This window comes from Escherichia sp. HH41S (assembly GCF_009820115.1).
In the GTDB taxonomy this organism is placed as follows: Bacteria; Pseudomonadota; Gammaproteobacteria; order Enterobacterales; family Enterobacteriaceae; genus Escherichia; species Escherichia coli_F.
The window spans coordinates 25,247-32,356 of the sequence record NZ_VNXE01000076.1 but is presented as its reverse complement, the minus strand read 5'-3'; the positions used below and the strand labels follow the sequence as shown (position 1 = coordinate 32,356).

The window sequence follows — 7,110 nt, the reverse complement described above, 5'->3', positions numbered from 1 at the left end:
AACCACCGCAAACGCGTCCGGTGGCAGGCCGTCCACTTCCAGCGTGAAACGTAATCCGGTTGACATAGCAACCTCCGGGGTTAAGGAAAAACAGACAGTTCGCTGTTAAAGCGGCTGTGACAGTACAGTGTTACGCTTGCGTTCAGGCACGCTACCGCCGAAGTTTCCGGCATCCGCCATCTCCCGTGAACGTAACCCCTTACTGACAATCTTTCTTTTTACGGCGTAATACAAAAACAGCATCCGGCCTGATAGCCGGATGCTGTTGGCTTAACTTATGCTTCCAGCGGTGCGCGCCAGTCGTCAGCACCGGAGGTGCCGGATTTGACGTGTTCCCACTCAATCTTGCGGTAGGCCAGTGAAACTTCGAGCAACTGGGTGAACTCGCGTTTCGCCGGGTCCTGGCAATGCGGCATATGCAGTTTCATATCGACAATCGTCGAATCAGTCAGGCGGGTGGTGAAATAATGCTCCTGTTTGCCTTCCACAGATGTACGCCACCAGTGCAGTTCAGTGGTTGGCAGCATTTCACCGGAGGCCAGTGCGTTGTACATCAGCGGAACCGCTTTGTTCAGCGCCACGGTAAAAATGAACGGCTTGTGAGCACGCTGACCCGCAGGCTGACCGGACTGAGGATCCGTCGGGACAGTAACGTTATGCAGGAATTCCTGCACCAGCATCTCGTCTTCGTGCCCCTGCACATAGATGTTGCCGACAGAATCAGCGGTAAATGCACCTGCAGTAATATTTCCCTGGGTCTGACCAGTGATGGAGATATAACACGGTGTTGGCATTTGTAAACTCCTTGTTAACGTGGTTAATTACTACTTACAATGACCTGCCGTTAATCCCAGACAGGCAGATGCAGCTCACTTCACGGAACCGCATCATTTTTCAGTATTTTTTACATACAAACCGAGCTAGAATTTACGGTTGTCGTAAAAACTATTTTTAAAATCATTAAATCTCTTATTCAGCAATAACTTAATAATATATATCTGGATAACCATACCCAACTGTTCAAAGTCCGTATTGCCTCCATAAAATGGCCAAAGCTGAATCATGAATAAATATTGTATTTATCCTTTCTGAATTATCATTTTGATAATTTTTGAGATATTCCTTAAAAATACCCACTTAATCAATCACAAAACAAATATATAAACAAGCAATCATTAGATTAGCTTATGTTTAATGAAATTATTATATAATTCAATAAGATACATAAAAACTCTATATTTAAATTATTGCCATAATACACCTGGCGCGAATTGCACAGGTTCACACAATCTATTTAACGCTTGCAGAATACCCCTCTTTACGATCGATAAAAAGTCCTTTTCTTATTTATTTTGAAGCGTAAAATGCGGGGTGATTAAGGAGTGGTGATTTTATTTTCACCGCCATCAAGGCGGCATTTCCGATATTTTTTGCGGTACGAATATGCCGTGTTCATGGCCTGTACGAGATAACATGACGGATCACTTTTATGAGCAAAAAATTTGAAGGCAGCGTCGCGCCTCGCGAGCGTATTAATATATCGTATGTCCCAAAAACAGATGGCCAGACGGCTGAAGTGGAACTTCCACTTAACATGCTCGTTGTCGGCGATACCGGAAATACGCAGGAAACATCCTCATTGGATGAACGTCAGGCAGTTTCCGTTAACAAGCACAATTTCGGTGCAGTGATGGCTGAAGCAGCCATTGGCCTCAATTTTACCGTCCCCGCCACGCTGAAGGGAAGCACAACGGACGATGAACTGAATGTGGCGCTGAATATCAAGTCACTGGATGATTTTTCACCAGATAGCGTGGCCCGGCAGGTTCCGGAAGTGAATAAATTGCTGGAACTGCGTGAAGCACTGACTGCACTGAAGGGGCCGATGGGTAACCTTCCGGCATTCCGTACCCAGCTCCAGGCATTGCTGGAAAATGAAGAGTCCCGCGAGCAGTTGCTCAAAGAAATCGGCCAGGTGAGCAATAAATAACCACCACTATTTCATTAAACAGGGTTATCCAGGCATGACGGCACACAAAAATATCTCCGGGACATACCACCTCTCTGTTTCAGACATTCTGCAGGTGGTTTACCAGGTATGTTTCAGCCCGTCCGTTGAAATCAACCAGGATGGTGTGGCTGCGCTGATTACAACACTGGATCGCCGTATCAGTGATCTATTGGATGAGATTATCCATTTTTGTGAGTTTCAGCAGAGCGCGTCGCACTGGCAGCGCGTACTTCACTGACGGCGAAAAGCCGGTTTCAGAAACACAGCTAAAACAGAAGGATTTTCAGTATGTCTTTACAGGAAGAGGAACTCGTTTCCAGTCATGCCGGGCAGCCTGAGCAGGCATCGTCGCTGCTTGATCAAATCATGGCACAGACCCGTATTCAGCCCGGTTCGGAAGGTTATGACGTTGCCCGCCAGGGTGTGACAGCCTTTATTGCCAGCATCCTGCAATCCACTGCATCTGCCGAACCGGTCAATAAACTGGCCGTGGACAGCATGATTGCAGATATTGATGAACGCATCAGCCGCCAGATGGATGTCATCATCCATGCGCCTGCCTTTCAGCAGGTCGAGTCGTTCTGGCGCTCACTGAAAACCATGGTGGATCGCGTTGATTTCCGTGAAAACATCAAGGTCAACGTGCTTCATGTCACCAAGCAGGAACTTCTGGAAGACTTTGAGTTTGCGCCAGAAATTATTCAGTCCGGATTTTATAAGCACGTTTATTCGTCCGGTTTCGGACAGTTTGGCGGTGAACCCATCGCTGCCGTGCTGGGCGCTTATGAGTTCAAAAATACCGCGCCTGACATGAAACTGCTGCAATACGTCAGTGCCGTGGGCGCAATGGCGCACGCACCGTTCCTGTCCTCCGTTTCCCCGGAGTTTATGGGGCTGAACTCGTGGACCGAACTGCCTAATATCAAAGATCTTTATGCCATCTTTGAAGGTCCGGCCTACACCAAATGGCGCGCCCTGCGTGACTCGGAAGATTCGCGCTATTTAGGGCTTACGGCACCCCGCTTCCTGCTTCGCCAGCCCTATTCACCAACAGATAACCCTGTTAAGAACTTTAACTATTACGAAGATGTCAGCCAGAACCACGAAGATTATCTGTGGGGTAATACGGCCTGGATGCTGGCATGCAATATCGCAGACAGTTTTGCCAAATACCGCTGGTGTCCAAACATTATCGGTCCGCAAAGCGGCGGCGCAGTGAAAGATCTGCCGGTGCATCTGTTCGAAACGATGGGGCAGATTCAGGCCAAAATCCCAACCGAGGTGCTGGTCACCGATCGCCGCGAATTTGAACTGGCTGAAGAGGGTTTTATCACCCTTACCATGCGTAAAGACTCTGATAATGCAGCCTTTTTCTCTGCAAACTCGGTACAAAAACCGAAGCACTTTCCGGGAAAAGATGCAGAAACCAACTATAAGCTGGGTACGCAGCTTCCTTATCTCTTCATCATCAATCGGTTAGCGCACTACATCAAGGTGTTGCAGCGTGAACAACTGGGGTCATGGAAAGAAAGGAGCGACTTAGAAAGAGAGCTTAATACCTGGATCCGTCAGTATGTTGCCGACCAGGAAAACCCGCCTGCAGACGTGCGCAGCCGCAAACCTCTGCGCGCTGCCAAAGTTGAGGTTATGGATGTAGAAGGCGAACCCGGCTGGTACCAGGTTGCGCTAAGCGTGAGACCTCATTTTAAATTTATGGGGGCAAATTTTGAGCTTTCCCTGGTTGGCCGGTTAGACAGGGAGTAACACACCATGATACCGGATCGGGAAAGAACCACAGGTTCTCTTTTTGAGCGTATGGAAGCCTCTTCGGCCAGAAACCGGCAGGGAGGCAGTATTCATTCGCTCAGGCAATCCATTCGCCAGAACCTACGAAACATTCTTAATACCCGGTCCGGTAGTTGCCGGGGTGCGCCTGAGCTGGGCATTGATGAACCGGAAGGGGCTGAAAACTTCCGCGAATCCATGAGTCGGGCCATCGAGCAATGTATAGAACGCTATGAACCCCGGATCTCACACGCTGAAGTGCAGGCAGTGGTTTCATCCGCCTCCAGCCCGCTGGATATGACGTTTCATATTACAGCCTGGGTGACATTTAACGAAACGCATGAGGTGCTTGAATTTGATATGGCACCGAATGGCAGCCAGCATTACCGGGTGGACTGACAGATGGAATTTGAAGAACGCTATTTCCGGGAAGAACTCGATTACCTGCGCCAGCTCAGCAAGCTGCTGGCAACGGAAAAACCCCATCTGGCCCGCTTCCTGGCCGAAAAAGATGCGGATCCGGATATTGAACGCCTGCTGGAAGGCGTGGCTTTTCTTACCGGCAATCTCCGTCAAAAAATTGAGGATGAATTCCCAGAACTGACGCACGGGCTTATCAAGATGCTGTGGCCTAATTACCTGCGTCCGGTTCCGGCAATGACCCTTATTGAATATACGCCGGATATGGATAAGTCTTCTGTGCCGGTGTTAATCCCCCGTAATGAGCAGTTTACAACCAACGCCGGGGAAATCAGAGTTGATGAAGTGCTGCCCTCTGATGCTAAAAAGGAGGAGCCGCCTCCCTGTACCTTCACCCTCTGCCGGGATATCTGGCTGCTGCCCGTTCGCCTGGAGCAGATTGAAAACCGCAGTACGACCCGTAATGGTGTTATCAACATCACCTTTTCGGTCGCACCGGGAACGGACTTCCGCACGCTGGATCTGAACAAACTTCGCTTCTGGCTCGGCAATGACGACAACTATACCCGTGACCAGCTTTATTTATGGTTCTGCGAATACTTGCAGGGTGCCGACCTGACTGTGGGTGAACAGCATATTCGCCTGCCTGAGTTTATGCTAAAAGCTGTCGGTTTTGAGCCGCAGGATGCCATGCTGCCCTGGCCGAAAAACGTCCACAGCGGCTACCGGATCCTTCAGGAGTATTTCTGTTACCCCGATGCGTTTCTCTTTTTTGATCTTTGTGGTTGTCCGGCTTTGCCTGACGGATTGCAGGCTGAATCCTTTACCCTGCAACTGCGTTTTTCGCGCCCATTGCCCGTGGACATCCGGCTGCGCCGCGATTCTCTGCGCCTGTATTGCGCACCTGCCATTAATTTATTTATCCACCATGCAGAAGCCATCACGCTGGACAACCGGCGGGCAGACTATCCGCTGGTTCCCAGTCGCCACTATCCGGAACATTACGATGTCTTTTCCGTTAACGGCGTGGTGAGCCAGGTGCAGGATATGTTCAGGAAAAAAGATCTGGGGCGTCCTGTTTCGACGCAGGCCGCGCGCCAGTGGCCTGCCTTTGAAAGTTTCAGCCATCAGATGGAATACAGCCGGAAGCGGGAAGTGGTGTACTGGCATCACCGGACCAAAACATCCCTGTTCCATCGCGGCTTTGATCATACCCTTGCTTTTATACATGCTGATGGCAGTTATCCGTCAGACGAATCGCTGCTCAGTAATGAAGTGGTTTCGGTATCGCTGACCTGTACCAACCGTGAGCTTCCGTCACAAATTCGTTCCGGCGATATCACCGGCACAACCGGTAAAAATGCGGCTGTTGCTTCATTTCGCAACATTACCCGCCCGACGCAACCACTCTGGCCGGTCATTGATGGCAGCCTCCACTGGTCCCTACTCTCCGCCATGAACCTGAATTATCTGTCATTACTAGATACGGACGCGCTGAAGCAGGTCATCGCCAACTTTGATCGCCACGCAATCCATCATCCGCAGACGGCGCGGCTGTCACAACAAAAGCTGGATGCCATTGAGCGTCTGGAGACCCGCCCCGTTGATCGCCTGTTTACGGGTATTCCCGTCCGGGGGCTGGCCTCCACGCTGTATCTGCACCCGGAGCCGTTTGTCTGTGAAGGGGAAATGTATCTGCTCGGTACGGTGCTTTCGCATTTTCTGTCGCTGTACGCCAGCGTTAACTCATTCCACATGCTGACCGTTGTGAACACAGAAAGCCAGGAGACATGGAAATGGACGGAAAGAACCGGGCAGCATCCTCTTATCTGAGTCCGGGACATCCCCCGGCAGATAAAGAGCAGAATGATCCGCTGGCACAGGTTTTCCATAACGCCTGCTCTTACAATTTTTTTGCGATGGCGGAGCTGTTGCACCGCCTGGCACAGGGTGAAAAGGGGACACCGGAATTATCCCTGCGCGATGATCCGGCACAGGAAACCCTGCGTTTCAGCGCCGATGCCAGCCTTGCCTTCCCGTGCAGTGATATCAGTGGGCTGAAACGGGATAAGTCAGGGGCATTCAGGATGACCACCACCTTTATGGGGTTACAGGGGAGCCAGTCGCCTCTCCCCGGTTATTACCTGGATCACCTGGCCTGGAAAGCGGTACATGAACAAAGTCCGGTAGGCGATTTTCTGGATATGTTCAGCCACCGCCTGACCCAGTTTGTCTGGCATATCTGGCGTAAGTACCGCTATCACATCAGTTTTCGTAACGGCGGTGTGGATGCGTTCTCGCAGCGCATGTACTCCCTTGTCGGGCTGGGCCACCGCCAGCTTCGCGATAAGCTGGCGATTAATCACAGCAAAATGCTGGCGTATTCCGGGATCCTGGCAAATCCGGGACGATCCCCGGAAATCATCTGCGGCCTGGTGTCCCACTGTTTTGACTTGTCAGACGTGACGCTGCAAAACTGGCAACGTCGCAAGGTGGATATTGAACCGGATCAGCAAAACAGCCTGGGGAGCTATTCCCTTAAAAATGGCGAAAAACTGGCCGGAAGATCGGTACTGGGCAACTTTGTTCTGGGTACACGGGTGCCCGATCTCAGCGGAAAATTCCAGCTCAGTATTACCAGCCTGACCCGAAAACAGTTCCTCTCTTTTCTGCCGTCCGGCGAAAACTTCCTGCCACTGACGATGTTTGTGTCCTTCATCCTGCGCGATCAGCTTGCCTGGGACTTACATCTGGGGCTGGCACCGGAGCAGGTGGGCGCAATGCGCCTGGGCGATAACAAAAGTGCGCTGCTGGGCTGGACCAGCTTCCTCGGCACACCGGAAGAACGACCCTCAGTCACCATCAGGGTACGGTCGTAAATTATGATAATCACG

7 protein-coding genes and 1 pseudogene are annotated in these 7,110 nt (G+C 50.9%); 6 read left to right on the top strand and 2 right to left on the bottom strand.

The window, feature by feature from the left end:
* Window positions 1-66: pseudogene (locus FQZ95_RS27025) on the bottom strand (hypothetical protein); the annotation flags it as partial.
* A gap of 209 nt (window positions 67-275) precedes the next feature.
* The gene (locus FQZ95_RS15105; RefSeq protein WP_001142958.1) at window positions 276-794 is read right to left on the bottom strand and encodes an Hcp family type VI secretion system effector; all 519 of its coding nucleotides are present in this window, start codon (window positions 792-794) and stop codon (window positions 276-278) included.
* A gap of 695 nt (window positions 795-1,489) precedes the next feature.
* Here FQZ95_RS15105 and tssB point away from each other — a divergent pair.
* From tssB to tssG, 6 genes are read left to right on the top strand one after another with little or no spacing between them, the layout of a single operon-like run.
* Window positions 1,490-1,990 carry a type VI secretion system contractile sheath small subunit gene (gene tssB, locus FQZ95_RS15100; RefSeq protein ID WP_000037397.1) on the top strand — a complete coding sequence of 167 codons (501 nt, stop codon included), beginning with the start codon at window positions 1,490-1,492 and terminating at the stop codon, window positions 1,988-1,990.
* A 34-nt stretch (window positions 1,991-2,024) separates the two neighbouring features.
* Entirely contained in the window at window positions 2,025-2,249 is a 225-nt protein-coding gene (locus FQZ95_RS15095; RefSeq protein WP_105277801.1) for a hypothetical protein, read from the top strand.
* A gap of 50 nt (window positions 2,250-2,299) precedes the next feature.
* Window positions 2,300-3,775, top strand: a complete 1,476-nt coding sequence (gene tssC / locus FQZ95_RS15090) for a type VI secretion system contractile sheath large subunit (RefSeq protein ID WP_000056978.1) — start codon at window positions 2,300-2,302, stop codon at window positions 3,773-3,775.
* A 6-nt stretch (window positions 3,776-3,781) separates the two neighbouring features.
* The gene (gene tssE, locus FQZ95_RS15085; protein ID WP_000611742.1) at window positions 3,782-4,195 is read left to right on the top strand and encodes a type VI secretion system baseplate subunit TssE; all 414 of its coding nucleotides are present in this window, start codon (window positions 3,782-3,784) and stop codon (window positions 4,193-4,195) included.
* Between the two features lie 3 nt (window positions 4,196-4,198).
* Window positions 4,199-6,049: a type VI secretion system baseplate subunit TssF gene (gene tssF, locus FQZ95_RS15080; RefSeq protein ID WP_096987213.1), complete on the top strand. Its 1,851-nt coding sequence runs from the start codon at window positions 4,199-4,201 to the stop codon at window positions 6,047-6,049.
* Complete coding sequence (gene tssG, locus FQZ95_RS15075) at window positions 6,013-7,095, top strand: type VI secretion system baseplate subunit TssG (RefSeq protein WP_000348784.1); 1,083 nt, start codon at window positions 6,013-6,015, stop codon at window positions 7,093-7,095. The genes tssF and tssG overlap by 37 nt, the downstream gene beginning before the upstream one ends.
* Window positions 7,096-7,110 lie beyond the last annotated feature (15 nt).